Here is a 22976-nt window from a genome sequence, read left to right on the forward strand (position 1 = left end):
GCTGTCGCGACGGCGAGTTAGCCCGAGACAGATGGATTTATGCGACGTGACCGACAGCTACCGAGTATGAGCACTCCAACCAAGATCGTCCTCGGTACGGTGGCCATCTCGGCACTGCTTGCGGTCCTGCTCCTCTTCCAGAGCGCCTTCGCCTGATGTTCGAGACCCGGGTAGTCTCGAGTCGGCTCGAAGCGATCCAGGAGGAGTACGCGCCCGACGCACAGGTCGTCGACTGTTCGCGGGACTTCGAGACGCTTCCGCCGGCGCAGGCGGAGGACCTCGGCTTGCTCGCGGACGCGCTCGATCCGGCGAGCTATCCCGCCGAGTGGCTTCCGGACGACGCGCCGACGCTCCTGTCCCGCTACGCGAGTTCGGACTTCACGATCGGGATGCCGGGCGACGGGAGCGTCGTCTGGACGCGCCAGACCGATCCCCCGACGATCATCGTCAAACCGCGGGTCGAAGGCTCGCCCGAGTCCTTCGTCGAGTTCCTGATCGCGGAAGCGTTCGTGGAACTGGACCTCGGGGTTCCCGAACACTTTCTCGGGTTCTTCGAGGCGGACTATCACGATCTGAACCGGGCGGTCGAACTCGATCCCGGCGGTACCTACCAGGTCGCCGCGGCGCTGTTCGACGGATGGGTCGGCCTCCAGAGCCGCGACGTCTTCGCCAGCTGGCACGACGACCATCCGGAACTGGCCGCCGCGTGGCAGGACGCGGGGACCCGCCTCGAGGATCGCGTCGCCGACCTCCCGCGGGCGGTCGCACGCGGCGACACCGAGTTCGCGGACGCGGCCGAACTCGCCTGTGCGGCTATCAAGCACGCGATCGAGTTGCCGGCGCCGTTCGCCGCGCTCGACACCGAGGCCTACCGGGATCACGGGTCCGACTACGCGATCCGGTGGGCCGAGAAAACGTTCGACTCGCTGGCGGACTGAGCGACGCCCATTATCCAGAACCGTTCGACGCCGATCCTACCACTCCGTTCGATCTCGAGTCTACCAGTTCGTTCGACGCCGATCCGCCCAATTCGTTCGATCTCGAGTCTACCAGTTCGTTCGACGGCGGTCCGCTATTCGGATTCGACCCGTTCGAGGACGATCCGATCGTCGAATCCGCCGCGTTCGGCTCGTTTCTCGCGGCGACGCGTCTCGAGGTCGGCCATCGTCCGTTCTCGATCGTCGAGTATCGCACGGATCACCTCGAGAACGTCGGCCAGTTCCTCGAGGTCGCGCGACTCCTCGAACTCCGCCGCTTCCTCCGTGAGTTTCGCGGCGAGTCTTTCGGCGTACTCCGCGTCGTCAGCAGTGTGAATCGCCGGCCGCTCGTCATTTGCCTTGATGATCTCCGGAATCCGATCGCGAACGAGTTTGTCGTACTCGGTAGGCATGTGTTCGAGTGGAAGATACCGGGATGGACTGAACTGAAACAGCGGTTCAGAACTCGGCGTCGACGGTGCCGTCTTCGTCGAGGTCGATCACGCCGTCGAATAGGTCGCGGAACTCGTCGACCAGCGCCGGGTCGTGGGGTTCTTCGGAGAGGTGGAAGAGACCGATCGCGTCGTACTCCTCGAGCAGGACGAGGATCCGCTCGACGGCGTCCAGTGCGCGTTCGTCGCCGGCGTAGTAGGCGAGTTCGGTGACGGAGTCGAAGCTGATACGGAGTTTGCCGTCGTGGTCGCCGAGAAAGCCGTCGATGTGGTCGACGATGCCGTCGACGTCGTCGGGTGCGGCGACGTAGTGGACCGTGTCGCTCGTGCGCCGAGAGTAGCCGCGTTCGATGCTCAGGGTGTCGAGAATCTCGGCGCGTTCTTCGTCGACGTCGTAGTACTCGAGTTTCTGCCTGACTTCGCGGGCCGTGGTTCGGGTGGAGACGACGAGGAAGTTGTCCGTGTCCGTCTTGAGGAAGTCGGTATCGATCCGATCGGTTTCGCCGGTACTGGGATGAAGAAGGAGGACGCCAGTCCCACCTGACACCGTCTCGGGAGTGCCGTCGATTTCGAGCGTGTACTCCATATTGGAGAGAACAACTTTCGGCACTGACTTAAGAGTGGGGATGTGGGTCCCGACGGGTTCGTGCGATCGACTCCCGGAAGCGATAGTTCGTCGACGAGTCACGGATCACGGCCGCTTCTCGTCCGGACGTTTCACTACCGGTCACTCGTCTGGTTCCAGAAGGACTCGAGAGGGCGAACGGTCGTCGTTCGATCGACCTGAATCCGGATGCCCACGGATCGTGGTCTGTGTGCCCCTCTCCACTCTCATGTTTTTAGGCCAGCCTAAAGTATCTACCGATGCCGAACCGGTCGTCGACATCGACGGCCGTCCACCCGAGAGAGATTGTCGACATTGACGGCCGACTACCCGAGAGATGAGATCGAGTGCCCGGCCAGCGCCCCATCTTCCGGCCGATCGTCGATCCGAATCCGTTTTGCCGGCCGGGCCTGATCGTCCACGTATGAGCGTACGCGAGGAGTTCGACGAGTGGGCTACGAGCGGCCGCGACAAGGGCATGGAGGAGCGACACTGGCACACCGCCAAACACGCCCTCGCACGGATGCCCGTCGAACCGGGCGATACCGTCCTCGATCTGGGCTGTGGGAGCGGCTACGCCGGTCGTGCGCTTCGGGACACCAACGACGCCGGTCGGGTCTACGGGCTCGACGGCGCGCCCGAGATGGCCCACAACGCCGCCGACTACACCGAGGACGATCGAGTCGGCTACGTCGTCGGCGACTTCGGCTCGCTCCCGTTCGCCGACGACTCGATCGACCACGTCTGGTCGATGGAGGCGTTCTACTACGCCAGCGATCCCCACCACACTCTCGAGGAGATCGCCCGCGTCCTCCGGTCCGGCGGCACGTTCTACTGCGCCGTCAACTACTACGAGGAGAACGTCCACTCCCACGAGTGGCAGGAGTTCATCGACATCGAGATGACCCGCTGGGATCGCGAGCAGTACCGCGAGGCCTTCCGCCGGGCGGGTCTCCACGTGGCCGAACAGGACAATATCCCCGATCGGGAGATCACCATCCCGAGCGAGGCCGAGTTCCCGACCGACGAGTGGGACACCCGCGACGCGATGGTCGAACGCTACCGCGAGTACGGGACGCTGCTGACCGTCGGCGTCGCACCCTGATCACGATCGTCGAACGGACACCCCCAGACGGCGTCGTCTCTTCCGACGGCGACCTCCGGACGGAGTCGCCCCTCTGTTTCGTCTGGAGCGGATCTCTCCGTCTCGATGCTCCTCGTCCCATCCGATCCTCCCTCCGAACCCCTTCGTTTCCACTCGAGTCGAAACGAAAGTGCCGTCGTCGCCCGCCTGGGTGTCCGTCGCGATCGATCTCGGGGAATCAGTTCGACTCGAACCGCTCCCCCGCCGGAATCGCGATCTCGAGCCAGTTCTCCTCGGGCGGGAGCGGACAGTCGAAGGTCTCGCTGTAGGCACAGAACGGCGTGTACGCGAGGTTGAAATCGAGGACGATCTCGTCGCCCGTTTCAAGGTCTCGATCGGCGGCCAGTTCCATGTATCGGCCGCCCTGGTAGGTCTGCTGGCCGGTCGTCTTGTCACGGAACGGGACGAAGTAGGGTTCGTCGTTCGGACTCTCGAGCTGGTAGGCGGCCAGTTCGACGGTGCCGTCCTCGAGGTCCGGATCGTCCCGAACGAGGTCGAACTCCAGCGTCACGGTCCGGAGATAGCGCATTTCACGACCGGCAGTCGTGTCCATCAGTACGACCTCGGGATCGTCGTGGACCGTTGCGGTCGCCGTCACCCGGTAGTCGGGATCCGGATCGAAATAGTCGAGGCCGGAGAACGCCTCGCGGTCCTCGGGCGGGATCGGCGACTGTGGATGCTCGGCGAAGAACTCGTCTTTCTCGGCGCGTTTCGATTCGAGGTCCTCTCGCCAGCGATCGACGTCGAGAGCGTCGTCGGACTCCGTCATACCCCACGTAACGTGGCGGGAAGGGAATGGCTTGCGCTTCGGGTGAGGGGAACGCGTCGTGTTCGGTTCGCTGGCGAGATTCGAACCGGCGTTACGTCTCGATCGTCAGGTCTGTTCTCACTCCTCGATCGTCAGGACGCCGTTCCGCGCGGACACGTCGCTGGCCTCGGGGGGCAGTTCGAACTCGAACTGCTCGTCGCCGGTGACGACGATCGCCGTCGATCCGATGACGTCGACCGCGAGGTCGTCGCCCGCGTGGCCGAAGTCGATCGCGATGACGCTCACGTCGTCGTACTCGATCGTTCGGACGACCGCGCCGCTGTGATCGACGTTCTGGAGGGACTCTGGGACTTTCATACCACTCGTAGGCGCTCACGCAGTTAAAGCGACACCCCTACAGATTTCGGCCGCCGACGCGAATCGCGAGCCCGGGCCACGGTTTATATTGGATGGGGCGGCCAGTCCAGTCCGTCAACGCTATGGACGACGACCGCCGAGTACGGTATCCATGACGAACTGGCGGCCGGTGTTCGGCCACGACGAGCCCTACGACGCGCAGGTCGACGGCATCGAGACCGCCATCGATACCGCTCGCGACGGCGGCTACACCGTCATCGAGGGCGCCTGTGGCACCGGGAAAACGATGATCGCGCTCACCGCGGGGATCGACCTCGTGCGCGATCCGGACACCGACTACGAGCGCGTGTTCGTGCTCACGAGCGTCAAACAGCAACTGCGCCAGTTCGAGGCCGACCTCGAGACGATCAACGAAAACTTGCCCGATGACTGGAATCCGGTCTCCGGCCTCACGCTCGTCGGGAAGGCAGACGTCTGTCCGTACAATCGCGAAAACGCCGGCGGGATCGACGATGGCAACGTCTACGATCGCTGTGAAACCCTCCGCGATCGGACCCGCGACCTCACGGGGGAGGGCGGCGACACGACGGCGGGTAGCCTGACCGCACGCGCCCGCCAGCAACAGACCGGGCTCGCGGACAGCGGCCGGACGGGGACCACCGCCCGATTCCTCGAGACTGCGGACGAAACGGCCCCGTACCCGCTCGAGATGCCCACCTACTCGGACGGCGGCCCCGTTGGCACGGAGACCGAGTACTGCCCGTTCTACGCACAGTACCTGGAGGACCTCCCTGACGACGAGGAGGGCGACGCCGCGGAGGCCGTCCCCTTCGACTTCACCGAGGCCGGCATGGTCACGCCCGACGACCTCGTCGCTCGATCGGTCCGACACGGGACCTGCCCACATTCGGTGATGGGCGCACTGCTGGGCCACGCCGAGGTCGTCATCGGGAACTACTACCACTGTGACTCGGATCTACTAGTACAAGCTTCCTGAGAACGACCTCGTTGGTCGTGTTATGAGTGTATGCTAAAAGTAGTTCTCCGGGGGTTCCCAGTTCTTATACGGCGCAACCCAAGTTTCGTAGAACTCTTCTACATCGCGCAGTTCACGCCGTAGGTCGTCGAGTTGCCGAGTGATGTCGTCGGCCTCGTGAAATGGGAGGTCGTGCAGGTTCTCCTTATACGCCTCGAAGTCCTTGTAATGAGAGCGTGGGTCGAACGCGTCCACATCTTTCGCCACCGTGCGAAGACGCGGCAGCCGCACGCCGTGTTGCCGCTTCACACGGTCGCGGTGGACGTTGTTGAAGATCCTAATCTGGTAGTTCATTAACCCAACTTTGTTCTGGAACTGCTCCTTTTCGTTGGGAGCCTTTCGCCCACCAGTCAGCGCAATCCAGCCCGAATTCATCTGATGATGGCGCTTTTCCTTCTCGTCCATTTGCTCGTACTTCCCATACGGAGTCGCGTCGAATCCGTCGAGGACGGCGTGGCGGTATGCTACGTAGCTCACGCCGACAACGAGCGGGGCGAACGAGGTGAACACCGCTGACTCCGTGGAGAGGCCGCGCTCGAACACTACGACGACGACTGCGTACATCAGCGGTACGCGCGCGACGAGCCCCCATTTGAGTGGTGACGGGGATAGCTCTCTGAAGCCGTAAAGATCCTCGTAGACGACCCAGCGGAGGCGGCGTGCGACGAACAGCATCCACACGAGGTGGAAGAGGAACGCCGCGAGCGTGCCGAACACCAGTGCAATGGCCGCTAACACGATGAGAAGTCCGGTGAGTGGCATGTAGATAGAGTTCCGCGCGTCGCGGTAGAACGACGACCGAGTGCGGTCGGCACTCTTCGTGAATATGTGCGCGATAGCGTCAAGCCAGCGCCGCCCCGCCAGTACCGACGCGACTACCACCGCGCCGAACGCGAGAATCCCCGGTGCGTTGAGGTAGTAAACGAGCACGAAGAACCCCGTCGGCACAATGGCGAGGATGAGCGCGTACGACAGTTCGAGGTGCTCGGCGCTCTTGTTCGACGGTTTCTTGGCAGCGCGGTATTCCTTCTTGTCTTGCGGATGGTAGGTGATGACGCCGAGGAGATACCAAGCACAAAACGCGAGTGCGACATGTACTGGATCCCCTAGGAGTCTATCGATGTGATTGAAGAAGACGGCAATCAACACGACTGCAGCAGATGAAATAATGTCGCTCCCAATGACTATTCGTTCTACTCCAGCAACAAGTCCAACCAGTAGTGAGAGAGTCGCACTAATTTTCACCATTAGCCAGATGACATGACGAGTATACGGGAAAGAGTCTCTAATGAATTCATAGATAAACATAATAGTCGAGTAGAGTACAAACCCTAGACTCATTCCTCGCCCTCATCATCAGTAGGGCGGTACAACTGACTCGGGTCAGTAATTTCGAGATCGTCTAGGTCTCGGGTGAGCCGCCGTTCATGCTCTTTGAGTTGGTCATCAGTCAATTCCTTGAGTCGGCTTTGCATAATGTCCCTGGGTGGAACAAGCAACGACGATTGGTCAAGGGAGGGATGGAATCCATAATCCCGACGAACCAGTTCTTCTTTTACAGCTCGAATTTCAACTTTGAGGAGGTCTTTTTCGTCCATATTTTCTAATTCAGATATGGTTGGTCTGAGGAGAAATGATGATTCTACGACCATACTGGCCACTACTGGTAATCAGGGGCTCTGCCGGTCTCTTGTTGGCCATCACTCAAGCCAAGGAGATATTCAAATATAAATTCCTATCAAAGCATTGAGATATGTTGGTCGGCAGATTCTATCAGAAAATCACCATACCCATTATTGAGTACAGCACATATTGTGCTGTAGCATGCCGTACTTGGATATGGGGATTTTCCTGACGTGAGTCCTACTATCGTTATACTTCTTGGATATTAGAATCGCTCTTCCCACATCCAGGACATTTGTACCCTGCTGCTTCAAAGTCGAAAATCACTCCTGACTGCGAACAGGTTGAGTCAATGCACTTCACTTGTGCCATGTATGCTGAATATCCCAATACAGCTTATATCTATCGGCTCAAATGATTATTTTGATATGTAGTGTTTGGAAGCACTCGGTGAGCAGATCTGCGAGCGTTCTCCCAAACCAACTTTACAAGCCATTCACCGTGACTCGGATCTATTAACACAAGCCAGCTGAAATTCCTCCTTATGATACGATACCAATTTGCACCGGATCGCGGACATCATGCCTTAGCGTGGGGTCAGGCGGAGGCGTACCCGGGCGACGATAACATTCAGAAGATCAAGGGGAATCTGGCTGAAATCGCGTTCTACGAGTTTTGTCGTCACACCCTTCCAATAGAGCAGTGGCATTGGCACAACGGCGAGTTCCTAAGAAGAGCCGAACAGGAATATTGTGAACACGATTTCACGATCGGGCATAATACTGTAGACGTCAAAGGTCGGAGCCGGGTCAAGGATCTCTTTGACTTGAAATCAATCGATAGTGATCTGGTTGTGCTTGTCGGTATCCCATCTGATCTGGCAGACGACGTTGCCGAAGCAGAGAACCTGCTTGATTTTGCACGGAGAGGGCCTGCAGACTATGATCCAGTAGTGATACTGGGGCTCGTTGACCAGGCAGACATCTCACCGGAGTCGTATGAATTAGACCACCCAGCACCAGGCGGTCCACGAATAGAACGACTTCCGCTGAAACCAGCAGGCCAACTCCCGACTGGGATTGCTATTGAGGACTGGCTTCAACATCATGTTGAGTTCACCTCATCTGGCGACGAGGTCGGACAAAGACAATACGAGGGCATTCGACAGTTCCACACAAGTTCAAATGGCGAAACGCTACTTCCGGGGTCCTTCGTAACCCCAACAGACAGAGTTGGGTTGTACACTGATGGCGAGGATTTCCCTGCTCGTGGTATGGTCGTTGAATGCCCCGATCAACCAGCAGGCGCGACATTCAACGGGGACACGAAGAGGTATGAAACAACCGGTGGCATTACCCACGGACGGACACCCGCTATTGGTGTCATAGCAATAGAACACCTCTCTGAAGAGATCACCGAGGAAATCGGCCAACTTTGTGAGGAACACGTCTATCCAGCTGTATCCCAACTGATTTACAGCCACTATGATGATTCACTCGTCAAATTTACTGGATCATCCGCAGTAAGAAAGGAAGGCCATATACGGAGTACTCGATTTAACAGCGAAAGTCCCTTATCCAATAGTTGGTGGCCTTCTACCGAGGAGCAGTAGTGTTCTGTTCGATCCAGTCCTTCTGAGCCGTTCTGTAGCTACGCTACGAAGGGCATTTATCGGTGCCTAGCGCCGTAATAGTCAGAACCAATGTCGGAAGAACGTACTGAACCAACACCTGTTGAGCGGCGAATCTATCAAACCCTTCTTCATCTCTACCAAGAGCCAGTTACTGATGAAGACCTAGATGCAGCGACTCGTATTAATGGTCCAGATGACTTCGATGCCATCGAATACGAAAATATGATTCCGTCTGTGAAAGCGATGAATTTAGATCACGGCCGGTACATGGCATTAAAGTTCCTCTGGTGGCGGTTCAAGGAGGAAAACGGGTATTACAACCCCTGGCATTTCCAGTTCCTCGTCGAGTCTCTTGAACATAACATATTGGAGAACGTTGGGATTAGCTACCCTAAGAAGCTGAACGACCAGTATAAATCAGACCCTCAGTTCATGCAAGAGATTGGTGAAGTTCCTCGCCTAGGATACTCTACCAATCAATATGCCATCCTCCGCGCTTGTGGATTTATCGAGCACTATCTACGAGACAACGTAGATGTCAAACGTCATCTCCGCAACTATGATGACGACAAGGTCACCTTCGCCCGGTTGATTAATTGGGCGACCAAAGAAGATCGGTTACGGGGAGATACGAGGATGCTTCTCCATTTCGTGAGAGAAGTCAGGAACAACGCTGCTCATAACATGTGGCTGGAGCGGAACTACTCACTCGACATTTTAACCCATGCACGAGAATGTGCAGTCTACGTCATCGACGACATACTTCGGGAGTTATCGAATGAGGGTGGACAACTTGAAGAAGAACTACCAACGGGAGACCGATCACAAGAACTGATCCGACACATTGAATCGGAATTCTTGTGGTGGTTTGACGAGTCTAAGCATAGCTGGGTCACTGAGTTCCAAACGGATGAACCAGACGAGTAGAATTCAATCAACACGCATATCGACTGCTCGCACCTCGACCAGCTCAAAGAGACACGGTTCAATTCCGCGGGTGAGAAACCACTGACAGTCCACGCTGGAATCCTCGTGGAGTTACCGCTACGGTGGTGCTCTGCGTTTTCGCATCGTGAACCGATGCCGGACAAACTCTGTCAGCGATACGGTCGCTGATCCGTGCGCTCTGAGTACGGTCGGGGATTGGACAATCCAACGACGATCCCGATGAGGACTACTCTCTTATCCCTTCATCGTTTGCTTGAGGGCGGAATTCGCGGCGGCTCGCATTTGCCATAGCGGGGGAATCGCCAAGTCGTCCCGGTCAAGTATCCCATCTCTCTCGCCCTTGTCGGGGTGTTTTACCCGGTTGACTATCTCGCGCCACGATCCGACGTCCTCTACGGTCATCCCTGTGCTTTCGGCTATGATTTGATCCTTCTCGTTATATTCGGGTAAGAGTGTGTTCTCGCAAACGTAGTAGAAGTTCGCCGCAGCGGTCCAGAGATCCGACGACAGCGCATCGTCGTACATATGTAGCGCGACGCGGATATCGGCCTCCGCGTCCGATTCAATCCGTTTCGAGCGGTACTCCCGGACGTTTCGATAGACGGATGCCACGTCTCCTACGATCTCGACTTCCTCGGGGATCTCGTTCCTTCCAAGTAGCGCTATCGCAAAGTTACCTGGAGAGAGTTGAGACTGGTATTCCAGCGCGCCCTTCTTTGACGTGTACGCTCCGGACACAACTTGACCGGGACTCTGTGAAAAGAAAACTGGGTCGTCCGTGCATAAATTGAGAGAAATCAACAGGTCGAAGATATCAGCATGATCTCGTAGAGGTGGTTCCAGCGTTTCCAGTGACTGATCAGAAACGATCCACCAGTGACGCTCCGGATGGTCCACAGACTCCTCCACACGTATCTCGCGCTCACTGGTGACCGTTCGTCGGCCGTGGTAGGCCTGCTCGTTGACCCACAAGTCAATCGATTGGTTCTGTCGGAATTCTATGTCGCTCCCGTCGTTCCGGATCGATTTGACCTTGTTTGCTTTCTCGTCAACCCGTGATTGATTTCCCGTCCGGATCTGACTCAAGGGCCGAAGATAAGATGGAACGTACGTAGCCATCTCGTCAAAATACTCTGTCGTCTCATAATAGCACTAGCGGCACTATTCTCGCTGAACGCCGGTACACTTCCCCTTCTAAGTCGCCCATCTTCCAATATGACTCTGGAAGAATCGGTTCGAGAACTAGAGGAGCGTCTTGACCTCAGCCAGAGCGAGGGGATTGAGGAGACCGGCCGAATGGTCGCTCAACTCCAGGATTAAACACCCAGCAGTCAGCTCATCAACTGACCCGAATATCAGAAGTCAGTTGGTGGAAGGAGATCACAAAGAACTGGAGCTTGTTCAAGGAGTGCGTCAAAGAGCGGTTTAGTGTGTCGATATAATGCGTGATGTTCGTCGACCGTATAGGCGGATTCTTCGTTGTGTGATTGGGTGAGGAAGCCATTGTCGAATAGCGGTGTGAGCGTAGCGTCCAGTGCTGCATCGGTGCGTCCCGACTCGATTTCGAGTGTGTGGCGAGTAAACTGCGTACGGAAATCACGGGTGCAGCAGCCTAACACGTGGGCGCGTCGATCAGTGAATAACTCGTTTAACGCAGTACGATGGGTCCGTGTCCAGTAGTCATCGAGTCTAACGTAGGTTCGGACGATCGGTGAAAGATCGTTAAGAGTTCCGTTGGCGTGCACGATGCCGAGATCGTTGAGTGCATGGTGGTCCTGGGTGTCAAGAGACTCACCCAGTGGGTGAAGGACGGTTTGGAGTGCATCATGATACCGCGACGTGAGAAACTCACCAGCGACAACATGCGCGTTTCCGATGTACCGGGTTGGATGGATTGCTTCGTGATGATCGGGATTACGGTGATCAACGTGAGTTCGTGGATAAGTCATAGTCTCTAGAAGAGTTCGTCAAGGGAGCGTCCGTCTTCTATGTCTTTGTTCAGGGTGCTCGGATCAGTTGGTGCTGCGTCTGCGTAGATCGGTCTTTCAAGTCCCTTCGAAACCAAGTTACTGTAATCTAATTCGTCCGGTTCACTGTAATCGAATACCTTTTTGACCAGTTCTGGTAGTTCTGGACGAGGCGCTGTTTCGTGCCGTTGGGCTGTCTCTGATTTTTGCGTTGCATCGTGAATGGCGCGCAGGATCGGAAGTCCGTGCAGGTAGTTGTACTCCGAGAGGAGTCGTACGCCAAACTCAGTAGGGCCCCAGAAATCAGCGGGAAGATCTCTTTGTCCCTCGTTTTGCTGGTAATGATATTTCTCAAGTATTCTGTGATCGGCGAGATCATTGAGTTGGTCGCTAATCGTAGATCGACTCTTCGGAAGATAATAATCAAACTCGGTGACGGAAACCAAGTGGTCCGGATGACCAATAATCAGTTGGATGATGTCGTGGCGAGTCTCTTGTGACAGATACTGCCAAATCGATTCAATTGCGTCGTATGGGTCTGTCGGATCGACATCGAATACCTCCTCGACGTGAACGTCCCCATCTGTACTATTTTGATCAGATGATTCGGTAAAGTTACGGCCCATACATGAAATACGAGATAACCGATTGTCAGTTTTACGTCGGATATTATCGAAATAACCGTCATGGTTGGCTATTCTCCCCTCAGATCTCAAGCAAACCGCGCTCAGATTCAGCACTACGGAGGCGACCAGTGCTGTCAATGGCTCTGATTCGGCCCGTATGCTTATTGTGGTAGGTTCTAACATATCAGGCATGGGTAAGCGGAGAACCAACGGCAATAGCGGGGAACGAAAAACTGGAGACGACACTAACTCAGACGTATTTACGCCCGATGACATCGAAAAGTTGGTAGAGAACATGGCCAATCGTTCGACGTCGAAGAAGGGTTCAAATGCCGGTGGTACGTCGAGAGAGAAATATACCTGCAAGTGCTGTGGGACAAGAGTGGATTCAGGAGTACACAAGTGTAGCCGCTGTATCGAAGCGAGATGCGCTTACGGCGAGAAGAAATGCAGATTCTTTTGATATCCGGTTCAATGACGTCGGAATCTCGTTGATGGGTGATCCTCCAAGTACCGTCGTCGCTGCTCCATCTTTGTTTCTTCACTTCTCTTGTCGTAATGTATGTCGAGTACTTTCGAGCTAACATTCATCCGGTTGCTCACGACTTCAGTCGGGACATTTTGAGTAAGATGGTAGGTGATGGATCCTCGACGGATCGCGTGAGGTGCGACAGACGATGGACAAAGGCTTGCTGACTTCCGGTTATCGTTCAGTGCTTCGCACTCGTCGAGATCACGTCCATGAGGGCAGTACCCGGTGTAGACGCACGGACGTGTCCATCGGTATACCGTCATTCTCATTGTGTTTTTGTGAGCTCGACCATGGGTTGTTGCCAAAAGAGGTTCTCGACCCTCATCGTCACGGGAGTTAGGACGTTGATGATAGAGCCAGTCGTCGAGAATTTCGCATGTTTCTGGATCCAATGCGACGAGGCGTTCTCCTTGTTCTTTATTTTTCAGTGGAGTGGATTCTCGATGACGGATCTCAAGGTACCGGTCGTCCGATTGGTAGTCCTCCACATCTAATGCGTGAGCTGCCCCAACCCGCATTCCAGTTGTCCACAAAAGGCGAATTAGTACGTGGCCAAATGAGGCGTATTCGAACCGGTAGAGGTAATCCAGGAGTTCATGTGCTACGTCTTCGGTGAGAATATCGTTGCTCTGGTTATCGCCTCGATTGAGTTTGGGAGAAAGTACCTTCTCGTGTAGATTAGCGGGTACTGCGTCAATCGATTCGCAGAATTTGATAAATACGCGTAGCGTGTCCATCTGGGTTTTCACTGTAACGATATTTAGTTCGCCTTCTTTACGCCGCCAGATCTTGTATTCGTGTAGCTGTCGTCCCGTTAGTGTATTCAGGTCGGTGATGTCTTCCTCTTCGCACCAACGCAGAAAATGCCCAATACGATATTTGTGGGCTTGAAGCGTATTTGCGGTTACCTCTGCCCGTCGCTCGTCAAGATATATTTTGAACGCCTTCGTCGGGTGGATTGGCTCTAATTCGGTCATAAAGTATGCCCGTGGACGGGTATTCCTCCCACCGCTCCAGACACTATAATTCTATCAGCAGCTTATAGCAGCGAAATCGTGAACGGGTAGTCACTCGAAGAGAGACGATGACGTGTCGAACCCGATGGGTCGTTCCCCCTCCCAGTTGACGGCGCGGATCGCATCCTGAAGCGATTTGATTCTTTGCTCAACGACATCAAGCGGATGCGTGTCGATGAATTGCGCTCGCTCGTGAGCGACGACCGTCGAGCCGTCGTTCACTTGCAGGTGTACCGGACCGAGGTCATGATGAGTGTCGTCTTGGTGCCAGCCGACCAGCAAGCTTCGATCCGGTTCAATCCAGTTGATCCAGTAGTGCTCATACGGATCGCTCGTTCGCAATTGAAACCCGATTTCGACGCGAGCAGCCGTTACTGGATAGTCGTCATCGCCGAGAAACTGGCGCGGATTCACGTCGCCAACGACACGATACGGGCCAGCTTCGCGCGGCTCAGCGCGCCGTCGTCGAACGTTGTCACAGTCAGCACTGAGCCGTTGTTGGATACGGTCGTGGAGCCGTTTGCTCTGCAGGTTCGCCCGGTTAGCGAGAAATACAACCATTAGGCGAACGTCGAACGCGAGTCAGTTCGGGACGAGGAGAGTTCGACGACGTCCCCGTACAGTTGGAGGGCGTGCTTTACAAGTCCGAGTTCCGTGTTGATCGCTTCCCAAGTAGCGATCACGTTGCGATGCTCTCTGAGCTCTTCAGCCGACAACTCATCCGTAGCGAGTTGCTCTCGGAACTCCGTGAGCGATCCAACGTTGTACTCCGCCGCGAGTTCCTCTTGCTCCGCTTTCAGCTTCGTGAGCTGGCTTTCTAACTCCTCGCGCGAGTGCTCCTCAATCAAGTCTGTCACTTCGTCGAAGAGCATCCGGACCGGATTCAGATCGTACGCCTTCGTACCATCGATGGTCGTCTCGATGACCCAGTCGTCGCTCTCCAACCGCTGGAGTTCGTCGTCTGCCGTTGCGCGCGAAACCGCTGCGCGGTCCGCAATCTCCTGTACTGGCGTTGGCTCGTCCAGTAACTCTACGACATGTCGAACGCGCTCACGCCCACTCATGCTGTCCGTCCACGATCTCTGGGTCGAGTCAGCCATCGTACTGGCACTTACACCGGTCGGCTCAAATAATTTGGCTCTGTTCAAATATACAAACAGCGCCAATAGCGAGGCTCGGCATCTCTTACTGGAGAGAAGATTCGTACGGTGGTGATTGCGTACGGACTAGGAGTCGATAGTGGAGACTGGATCGCGTATCCTGTTTAACTTCGTCTGTATGGTCAGCGCTTTCCGTCAGATACTGAACCAACGATCTTCTCCCACAACTCCATTCGTACTCACACTCATTGTGCTGTCAAGACCCCAGAAGCGCTTCTGGGTCTCTGAGATCCCCCCAACGGCAGGTCGAGCAGCGAGAAGCAGTTGAATCCTAGGGCGGATTTATTGCCAACTAGTTGTACTGTAGTGTATGGATGAACTTACGGCGAACATCTCATTTGACAGGTTCGTCGACATGCCGGAATTCTACGGGTCAGGCGCGGCAACGTATCGCCTGGCGATGGTGAAGGAACGCAGTGACTTCCTTGACCTGTTCGAAGGCGCACGCCACGTTGACGCAGTAACCTACGCGGAAACCCCTGAGTTAATGGTGGAGATGCTGACCGAGCACGAGATTGGCTCCTTAGACGTTCTCATCGGAAATGCTGACGATTACGCTGACCGAGTCAACGAGGTTTCGACGGCGCGCTCACTCGTGCAACTTCGCCAAGATGGCCGGCTCACGGTTCGGCTGAAGAATCAGAAAACCGTCCACTCGAAGATCTACCGGATAGTGATGCCAGACGACACGGTAAGGCTCGTCCACGGCTCCGCAAACCTCTCACGGAACTCCTGGGAATACCACACGAACCAGATCTCAGTCTTCACAACCGATGTAGGAACCGAGTTAGATGAGGAGTTTAAGAGATTCATCGACCAGTATCGGGAAACGTACAGCGACCAGACGCTGCTTGACGGACTCGTTGAAGCGCTTGAAGAGGCTGATTCACCCGAAGAACGGGAAAACCGCATTGAATACTGGGTCGGAGTCGGTGATCTCGACGTGAGTGACACAGCCGCCCTGAATCAGGACGCTGTAGAAGATCTAAAAGACGTCGCGGACCGAGTCACTGCGGTCGTTGATGACCCCGAAGAGGCCGACGAGACGGTCGCGTTCATCGAGGAACCCGAGAACGCCGACCGAACCATCGTCGAGCCCGAGGAATCAACAAGCGAGGACGAAACAACCGAGACCGAGGACAGTGACGAGTCACCGGATTTCGGACTTGTTGAATCCGATCACGAAACGAACCTCACGGACACACTCGATCGTCCACGAGTTAAAGCACCTGATGAGAAAATCCGGATGGGGACGAGCAAAGTCGACAAGGCCACAGCTGATGAGTTCGGGGTCAGCCTCCGTGACCGCGGCGCGACCGTTGAGGATCACAGCATCACTGCACCGCTGAGCGCGTATAACAACCAGGTGAAGGAATCTACAGCCATCCCGACGATGTCTATCCTGCCAGAGGCAGAGCAAGTCGTGATCGGCGAAGACGACGAAATGATCCTGGTTGCTACTGACGAACCAACGCCTGAAGTCCTGAACCACTGTCTCGAAACGATCGAAGACTACATCGAGACTGTCGAGAACCACGGCTACACGCAGTCAGAAACAGCGGTAATGGCTCAGATGTACGAAGCGTTCCTTTACGGGTTCTGGGCTCCGTTCGCAAACCAGTACGCTGAGGCACTCTCCTCGCCGTCACGGACACTGGATAACGTTCTCCAACACCTCTATATCGAAGGGAAAAGCGACGCCGGGAAAGACAAACTCACCGAATACATCCTTCGACTCATCTCCGATAACACGGTCATCTCCGGCGTGGACGCGGACGATGTCGGAGTCGGTGAGATCCGCGGCATCCGCGAATGGGACACGTGCTTCCCGTACGCCATTATCGACGCCGAAAAACGCAAAATCCAGAACTGGAGTCCGATCCGGAACTACTGGGGAGACTGGACACCGACCAGCGTTGACCAGCCGTGCTTGATCTTCACGACGAACGACGCGCTACCCAAATCGGAGTTTCGGAACCGGATGAAGATCCTGAGTATGGACGTCTCGTTCCCATCGAACCCAGAAGACCCGGGATTCCAAGAAGCACAAGAAGACCTCGCGGCTGTACTAGAGCGACAGAACCCGATCTTTAGTTACGTTGCTCGACGGATGCTCACCGAGCAACCATGGACCGACGGTACCGGCACGATCGAAGACGTGCGCCGTATCATCCGGGACTTCTACGAGGAAGCCGACCGAGACCAACCGGAGTACTTCCCCGCTGACGAACCAGCCGAGAAAACGTACGACACGGGCCGGATAAAATGGCAGCGCGACATCCAGGGCGGCCGCGTCTCCTTCGAGCCCGAACCCAGTGCGATCACCGCTGACTTCGACCGAGAAGAATACGAAGTATACGACTACGAGAAGCGCCTCCCAAAACGATTCATGTCCGATAAATCCGGATCCAGCGTCTACATCGGAGCCCCAGACGAGTTCGCAGAGTGGATCGGGTACCCGGTTGAGGAACTGTTGAACGGTGGTGCTGCCGAAACAGGCGGGGTTTCTCAGTTAGTAGATGAAGAAGGAGACCATGAGGACGAGATTAGTACTGAATCTAGTGGCATCTTCGCGCGGTTGCTCGGGAGATGACCCTCATTTGAGTTGCTCAATTAGGATTCGGGACTGGATTTGAAGACTGTTCTATCTGCGTTTCGATGACAGAGGAGATTTGATCCTGTACTGGCTCACAGTCGTTGTTCTGCCGCGACATCTCGCGCAGATCATCGAATAATTCAGCGAGTCGGGTGACAACCTCACCGGGGAGGGATGTTGGATCGAGAACGGGAACTGATTCAAGTTCGCTCGGTTGGATCGCGTCGAACCCGCCGTCGCGGGTTTTCTTGTAGTCACGTACGACCAGATCGAAGACGTCGCTGTTCAGAAACGCTAGCAATGCTTTCAATTCGAGTTCGCTGAGCGCCACGTCGTAGAACGCGTACATGTTGTTGGTGTGCCGAGCAGTAGCCTCATTTAGGACGAAGCGGAACCCGTCTCTGCTCGCGTTCCGAACGAGGACACGGCGTGAGTGTTCTCGCCTTGGGCGATACCAGTACGATCGGTTTGCGAGGCAACCTATCTCGTGAAGATCGTGGTCAGTCACGCCCTCTCTCAAGTACTCGACAACCTCACTCAGTTCGTGTTCTTCACCGTCGCTCTCGATGCTGCTTCCACTGACCACTTGCTCTCGGAACGCTTGCGCAGACGCTGGGACACCAGGTAATTCATCCGGGTCGAACAACCAGACGTCTCGATCGTTAGCTTGCAGTTCCTCCCAGTCCTCGTCTCGGAAGTCGTACCCGTCGATATACATTGGTCGACGAATGAGACGTGACAAACACTGCTCATCGAGTTCTGCGGCTTCGACATCTGCCTGTGATAGGCAAAAGAAATCGACGCACCCAGTCGTCTTTCCTCGATGGATTGTTACGAGATCGCCGAGCGGTGTAAGACTGCTCGTGTCGATGCTGTGCGGATCAAACAATGCTTGCCAGTTGCGACACGGGGATAACTGTGTCTGCTCTACACGGTTGACGAACCCCCAGTCCGTACTACCGTGCTGTCTACTATTGACTGCCTCGCGGAGCGTTGCAGTTCCGGGCCACTCGTCAATACGGACAAACCGCGTCGTACCTACAGGCTCTGTACACTCTTTCGCCTCAAGGAATGCGATGAGAGCGGTCGTTTGAGCTGTCTCGAAAACTCGTTCACCGGCTGGGTCAAACTGCACGAGCGCTTTGACGTCAAACTCATCCAGCAAGAACTGTTTGAGGGACTCACCGTAATTCGTCGCAAGCCAACTCTGCGGAGTAATGATCGCAGCACGATCACCTGTATCGAGAAACTGTCGTGCGTGGTACCAGAAGTACGCATACAACGGTGTTACGGCGCTTATTGTTCGTCCCGTTTCTTCCTCGGCTTGCGCGATTACCATCTCTTTGTAGGTTGTTGGAAGTTCGTGGTGACGGGTGTATGGTGGGTTGCAAATAATTGCGTCAACGGCCTCATCAAGATCGTCTGGTGACAAAGAGAGAAAGTCGCTCGCTAATGGTTCATGTGCTTGACCGGCGAGTCGCTGAGCGGTTATTCCCATGTGAAGTGCGAGTGGACTGCGATCAACTCCAAGAACGCGAGCCGGATCAGTACTGACGCTCCATCGCGGGTGACACGGTGTCGACAACCCGCCAGCACCCATTCCTGGATCAAGGACAGTATTGTTGCCGGTGGCTGCCCACGTGCGCATTAGTTCCCCTAGTTCAGGTGGTGTTCGGTGCTGTCCGAGTTCCCGCCGTTCCTCTTTCGGGATCAGCGATTCGTACAGTGCTCCGATGTCTTCGGCTGGTCGCGGCGAGTACAGCAACCGGTGCCGTTCGTCTACGACTGCTTCTATCTTCTCCTCGCTAGCGAAACAGACGATCTCATCAAGGATCGACTCACAAAACACAGGATCCTCCGTTTGCTTCCCCGCCTGTCGTACACCCCTTGGAAGGTCATCCGGGAGCGTCGGTACTTCTCCGCACTGGTCGTTGTATTCGCACAGTACCGACCTCAACAAGCGTTCAAAGACGGCCTGGCGAGCAACGATCCGTAGAACCGTCTTCCTTCGTGACGAATCGATTCCGTGGGTCTCACACCAAGCATCAATATCGTCACGAAGTAACTGCGAGGTGCTCGCCAGAGAAGGAATGATGGTGTTCGCAGCTGCCTTGATCTTCTCGACGAGTTGCTCTCCAACGCGCGGAAAGAACACGAGAGAGTCCTCATCCCACGTGTAGTCAAGCCGGTCAGTTACTCGGTCGGTGAACTCATCTTTCTGTTCGGGAATCCACACTGGTATCCCAACGTCAGCACCGGTACGGTAGAGTTCCTGCTTCGAAAACGGTGCCGGAAGAGGTTGCTCGTTATTCGTGAGGCGATCGATGACGATGTCGATCTGCTCAACTCGAAGCGCTTCCAAACTAACCGGAGTAACCGGAACTTCGTTCGTCCCTACTCTATGCTCGATGCGTGGTGAAGTAGCCGAGTCATAGACAGTACAGGCTTCAGACCGCTGCAGTGTTGTTCCTATTACAGGTGATACCATGGAAACCTCGCTACGGGAACGATCCGCAGTACGCCAGCCACTACGTGAGTAGTGGAGTTCCGAGGCGAGCCCTATAGCTACGTGTCGACTCAATGCTCGAATTCGTCGATGACGATGCTGCTATGGATAGCGCGGTTCTCACACCAGTCCAACGCCGCTTCTTCATCGAAGAGACGAAGCTCTTCACCAGCCACCCACTCACCCTCACATAGTTTCGCGTACTCTGTAGCAGCCCCGCCTTCGCAGTGGAGAAGGTACTCTCCGTCTGTAGTCTTGTACAGGGTTTCAATTAGGTAATGGTAGTCTCCTCTGTCGGTGCTATGCGCGTACTGGACGATCTGTTCTGCTCGATCCGTGTCGTACAATTTCCGGTCGATCACTCGTTGCATCGCAGACAGGTGAAATAACCTGATGTATATAATACCTTGCCCAGAGAATACCTCGATACTACGCTATTACGCCGTGTAACACCGAAATCCAGACTCACAGCACGACCCTCATACTGACAGCACGACCATATCGCCAATAGTGTTGATTATTTGACTTTATTGGGTGAGACCAACTACGAACCAAGCAATTCGCCGCGCGCGACGACCAGGACAAGCATAGCTAACAATGACTTCTTCGAAATCCAGAGACGGCTCCAGCACCTCCAAAAGAACGGATTGGACTGAAGCAGTAGACGAATAGCCGTGATCTGGATGGGACGGAATTAGTCGAGACTTTGGACGCCAGTTGAGTCGCCCTCACCGAAGTCAGCTGCTTCGGACCGCGATGGTTCGCGCTGGCGCTGATCATAGGCATCACGCCATTCGTCGATCACTGCGCGACTCTCAGCACCGTGTTCTGTGCGCCGACGTCGCACTTGGATGAGTGCTGGCGTGTTCATCGCGTCGCCTGAGACAATTGCTTGCCCGGGCGTCAGTCCAGGTAATTCGCGGGTGACGTCCTCACCAGCAGCCTCGACAGATTTCTTAATCGCGTCCTGGTCGTTCGGATTCCGGATTTTCATTGAGATCTGTGTCCCGCACTGCGACAGCACGTCCGGGTCAATCTTTGACGGGCGTTGACTGATGATTCCGAGTCCGAACCCGAACTTACGCCCCTCGGACGCGATCGTCCGCATGATCCCAAGTGATGGGGCATCGCCTGACGCGGGAGCAAACCGATGCCCTTCTTCGAACAGTGCAAAGATAGGATGGTCAACCTCAGTGTCACGTCCTCGCACGTCATCGAGGCGCTCTCGGTAGAGTCGGCGGACGAGAACTGTCGTGATAAGCTGCTGATCCCGTTTGTCCAGTGTGTCCATCTGGAGGACTGTACATTGGCCAGGGTCCACGATATCATCAAGCGGAACGTTTTCTTCAGGGTGGAACAGGTCGTTCCGTTGAATCGAGCGGCGAAGCCGCCATTCCAACGCCCCGACGCTGGAGTCATCTTCACCGTAGATTCGTTCCATTTCGTGGATGAGGTCATCTACTCCCCAAGTACGGCTCTCCTGGTTCTGCATCGAGCGCCACGCTGTCGAGAGCCGTTCTTGCATCCTGTTGCTCGGGTTATCCAGGATTGCCATGACGTCTCCGATCTCCAACTCGGAAATCCGAACGTGGAGCCGATCCGGATTGTAGTACACGACATCCGGCCTGTATCCGTCCTCACCCTCGAACGCCTCGTGACCCTGCATTTCGTCCAGCGTCCCGTATTCGCCGTGTGGGTCGAACACCAGTAGTGAGGCGCGGGAACTGGGCCGCATCATCTCTTCAATTAAGACGGACGCGGTGTAGGATTTCCCGCTACCAGTCTCTGCGAGGATCGCTAAGTGCGTCGAGACGAACTCCTCAATAGGGACATGGATATTCGTCGCTTCCTCCGCTCGATTCAGTAACCAGCCAATGTGCGCGACGCCTCCCAACTCAGTCACGTCGACGCGGTCGGTTTCGCACCCGAGGTTCGGCAGCACCGTTTCGAGCTGAGGATCCGGTGCAATAGACAAGGGCGTTCCCGGATCAGGAAGTTGCCGCGGGTTAGCGAACGTCGTCATATTCGCATCATAGTACCCGATAACCGTCGCTGTCAAACGGTACAACTCCGTGTCGTCGTTCGGGACACCAAGTGTCGCCGCGACCGTGTCTGGCGCAACTCCCGGATCAGCGAGGAACCCCTCCGGGAGCCCTCTGATCAACTCACGGTTCGTCACGCGAGCAAACACCGACCGGGTTTCGTCTTCGACCGAGACCGAGTACGTGATGAACTCACCTGTCTTGATCGTCCTGTCCGCTGGTGCAACGAAGACGAACTCGTTCGGTCCGTCCCCAGGGCCGGCGACCGTCCCGATGACGTCCGAGCGGGCCGCCATTAGACCACCCCTCGCTGCTGGCGCGCCTGCCATTTTACGTTCTGCTCAACCACGTCTAATACACGCTGACTCGAATCGTCCTCCGGAAGCATCCTTCGCAACCGGTCGATGAGCGTCACGACCACTTCTGACCCGAGATCGCCTGCAATATCTACGAGTCGATCCATATACGCCAACTGTATTTGCCCATCGACGCGGTGGAACGCTTCAACGAAGTGGTTCGGACAGTGGGACACCGTGTCGTCGACTTCCAGCGTCCATCGCGGCATTTGGTGACTTGGATCCGTGATCGCCCGATCGTCAGTGATGACCGCGGTTCCCAGCAACGCAATTCCGACAAGCGTCGTTCGCTCCTCAATGTATCCTGGAGTGAACTGTGCCTGATCGTCTTGCGCTAATCGTGGCCCAGTTCGTCCCTGATCTGGATCCACTAACTGCGTGTCGTAAATCACGCCGACAATCGCGTGTTCAGTCCCGTCAACAGTCTTCTTCATGAAGACCGGTTGCCCGAACTCGCGTTCGTGCAGTTCCGGCGGTCGGTCGCAGTCCCGTTCCTTGTACACCTCCGCGACGTAATCGAGGTGGCTGTTCGAGGACACGATGCTTCCGATCCGGACACACGAGTCTACGTCCGGTGAATCACTGGGTGTTGATGCGTTTGTCATAGATTTCGATTGGTGTTACTGCGTGTT

At 55.8% G+C, this 22976-nt stretch carries 21 protein-coding genes and 1 pseudogene; 7 read left to right on the forward strand and 15 right to left on the reverse strand.

The window, feature by feature from the left end:
* The first annotated feature begins 66 nt into the window (after positions 1 to 66).
* Positions 67 to 156, forward strand: coding sequence for a hypothetical protein (locus MUN73_RS22735; RefSeq protein ID WP_425492713.1), 90 nt, complete (start codon positions 67 to 69; stop codon positions 154 to 156).
* Positions 156 to 938 carry a DUF7089 family protein gene (locus MUN73_RS02825; protein WP_250138935.1) on the forward strand — a complete coding sequence of 261 codons (783 nt, stop codon included), beginning with the start codon at positions 156 to 158 and terminating at the stop codon, positions 936 to 938. Before MUN73_RS22735 ends, MUN73_RS02825 begins: the two co-directional genes overlap by 1 nt.
* 134 nt (positions 939 to 1072) lie before the next feature.
* Here the strand turns inward: MUN73_RS02825 and MUN73_RS02830 are convergent, their stop codons facing one another.
* Together MUN73_RS02830 and MUN73_RS02835 are read right to left on the reverse strand one after the other, a co-directional pair.
* Entirely contained in the window at positions 1073 to 1390 is a 318-nt protein-coding gene (locus tag MUN73_RS02830; protein ID WP_250138936.1) for a nucleoside triphosphate pyrophosphohydrolase, read from the reverse strand.
* A gap of 46 nt (positions 1391 to 1436) precedes the next feature.
* Positions 1437 to 2015 carry a DUF7090 family protein gene (locus MUN73_RS02835; protein WP_250138937.1) on the reverse strand — a complete coding sequence of 193 codons (579 nt, stop codon included), beginning with the start codon at positions 2013 to 2015 and terminating at the stop codon, positions 1437 to 1439.
* Between the two features lie 442 nt (positions 2016 to 2457).
* On the opposite strand from MUN73_RS02835, the gene MUN73_RS02840 reads away from it, so the two are divergent.
* Positions 2458 to 3138 carry a class I SAM-dependent methyltransferase gene (locus MUN73_RS02840; RefSeq protein WP_250138938.1) on the forward strand — a complete coding sequence of 227 codons (681 nt, stop codon included), beginning with the start codon at positions 2458 to 2460 and terminating at the stop codon, positions 3136 to 3138.
* Positions 3139 to 3355: 217 nt separating this feature from the next.
* On the opposite strand, the gene MUN73_RS02845 is transcribed toward MUN73_RS02840, so the two are convergent.
* Together MUN73_RS02845 and MUN73_RS02850 are read right to left on the reverse strand one after the other, a co-directional pair.
* Complete coding sequence (locus tag MUN73_RS02845; RefSeq protein ID WP_250138939.1) at positions 3356 to 3946, reverse strand: DUF1684 domain-containing protein; 591 nt, start codon at positions 3944 to 3946, stop codon at positions 3356 to 3358.
* A gap of 117 nt (positions 3947 to 4063) precedes the next feature.
* Entirely contained in the window at positions 4064 to 4303 is a 240-nt protein-coding gene (locus MUN73_RS02850; RefSeq protein WP_250138940.1) for a DUF7127 family protein, read from the reverse strand.
* A 151-nt stretch (positions 4304 to 4454) separates the two neighbouring features.
* On the opposite strand from MUN73_RS02850, the pseudogene MUN73_RS02855 reads away from it, so the two are divergent.
* Positions 4455 to 5267 (forward strand): annotated as a pseudogene (locus MUN73_RS02855) (ATP-dependent DNA helicase); the annotation flags it as partial.
* 66 nt (positions 5268 to 5333) lie between these two features.
* Here MUN73_RS02855 and MUN73_RS02860 read toward each other — a convergent pair.
* Complete coding sequence (locus MUN73_RS02860; RefSeq protein WP_250138941.1) at positions 5334 to 6587, reverse strand: hypothetical protein; 1254 nt, start codon at positions 6585 to 6587, stop codon at positions 5334 to 5336.
* An 89-nt stretch (positions 6588 to 6676) separates the two neighbouring features.
* Positions 6677 to 6991: a hypothetical protein gene (locus tag MUN73_RS02865; RefSeq protein WP_250138942.1), complete on the reverse strand. Its 315-nt coding sequence runs from the start codon at positions 6989 to 6991 to the stop codon at positions 6677 to 6679.
* A 515-nt stretch (positions 6992 to 7506) separates the two neighbouring features.
* On the opposite strand from MUN73_RS02865, the gene MUN73_RS02870 reads away from it, so the two are divergent.
* Together MUN73_RS02870 and MUN73_RS02875 are read left to right on the forward strand one after the other, a co-directional pair.
* Entirely contained in the window at positions 7507 to 8574 is a 1068-nt protein-coding gene (locus MUN73_RS02870) for a DUF7961 domain-containing protein (RefSeq protein WP_250138943.1), read from the forward strand.
* A gap of 90 nt (positions 8575 to 8664) precedes the next feature.
* The gene (locus MUN73_RS02875) at positions 8665 to 9522 is read left to right on the forward strand and encodes a hypothetical protein (RefSeq protein WP_250138944.1); all 858 of its coding nucleotides are present in this window, start codon (positions 8665 to 8667) and stop codon (positions 9520 to 9522) included.
* Positions 9523 to 9777: 255 nt separating this feature from the next.
* Here MUN73_RS02875 and MUN73_RS02880 read toward each other — a convergent pair whose 3' ends face one another.
* From MUN73_RS02880 to MUN73_RS02900, 5 genes are all read right to left on the reverse strand, one after another.
* Complete coding sequence (locus tag MUN73_RS02880; RefSeq protein WP_250138945.1) at positions 9778 to 10662, reverse strand: hypothetical protein; 885 nt, start codon at positions 10660 to 10662, stop codon at positions 9778 to 9780.
* 835 nt (positions 10663 to 11497) lie between these two features.
* A complete protein-coding gene (locus MUN73_RS02885; protein ID WP_250138946.1) occupies positions 11498 to 12274 on the reverse strand; it encodes a hypothetical protein in 777 nt (258 codons plus the stop codon).
* A 333-nt stretch (positions 12275 to 12607) separates the two neighbouring features.
* A complete protein-coding gene (locus MUN73_RS02890) occupies positions 12608 to 13645 on the reverse strand; it encodes a tyrosine-type recombinase/integrase (protein ID WP_250138947.1) in 1038 nt (345 codons plus the stop codon).
* A gap of 90 nt (positions 13646 to 13735) precedes the next feature.
* Positions 13736 to 14245 (reverse strand): hypothetical protein, encoded by a 510-nt coding sequence (locus tag MUN73_RS22740; protein ID WP_382181327.1) that lies wholly within the window; start codon positions 14243 to 14245, stop codon positions 13736 to 13738.
* Complete coding sequence (locus MUN73_RS02900) at positions 14245 to 14784, reverse strand: winged helix-turn-helix domain-containing protein (RefSeq protein ID WP_250138949.1); 540 nt, start codon at positions 14782 to 14784, stop codon at positions 14245 to 14247. Before MUN73_RS02900 ends, MUN73_RS22740 begins: the two co-directional genes overlap by 1 nt.
* Before the next feature lie 370 nt (positions 14785 to 15154).
* On the opposite strand from MUN73_RS02900, the gene MUN73_RS02905 reads away from it, so the two are divergent.
* Positions 15155 to 17437 carry a phospholipase D family protein gene (locus tag MUN73_RS02905; RefSeq protein ID WP_250138950.1) on the forward strand — a complete coding sequence of 761 codons (2283 nt, stop codon included), beginning with the start codon at positions 15155 to 15157 and terminating at the stop codon, positions 17435 to 17437.
* Positions 17438 to 17453: 16 nt separating this feature from the next.
* Here the strand turns inward: MUN73_RS02905 and MUN73_RS02910 are convergent, their stop codons facing one another.
* The 4 genes from MUN73_RS02910 to MUN73_RS02925 all read right to left on the reverse strand — a co-directional run bounded on the left by MUN73_RS02910 (position 17454) and on the right by MUN73_RS02925 (position 22949).
* Positions 17454 to 19928, reverse strand: a complete 2475-nt coding sequence (locus MUN73_RS02910) for an Eco57I restriction-modification methylase domain-containing protein (RefSeq protein ID WP_250138951.1) — start codon at positions 19926 to 19928, stop codon at positions 17454 to 17456.
* Positions 19929 to 20017: 89 nt separating this feature from the next.
* Complete coding sequence (locus tag MUN73_RS02915; protein WP_250138952.1) at positions 20018 to 20317, reverse strand: hypothetical protein; 300 nt, start codon at positions 20315 to 20317, stop codon at positions 20018 to 20020.
* 323 nt (positions 20318 to 20640) lie between these two features.
* Positions 20641 to 22284, reverse strand: a complete 1644-nt coding sequence (locus MUN73_RS02920) for an ATP-binding protein (protein WP_250138953.1) — start codon at positions 22282 to 22284, stop codon at positions 20641 to 20643.
* A complete protein-coding gene (locus tag MUN73_RS02925) occupies positions 22284 to 22949 on the reverse strand; it encodes a DUF8166 family protein (RefSeq protein ID WP_250138954.1) in 666 nt (221 codons plus the stop codon). The genes MUN73_RS02920 and MUN73_RS02925 overlap by 1 nt, the downstream gene beginning before the upstream one ends.
* Positions 22950 to 22976 lie beyond the last annotated feature (27 nt).

This window comes from Halosolutus amylolyticus (genome assembly GCF_023566055.1).
Classification (GTDB): Archaea; Halobacteriota; Halobacteria; order Halobacteriales; family Natrialbaceae; genus Halosolutus; species Halosolutus amylolyticus.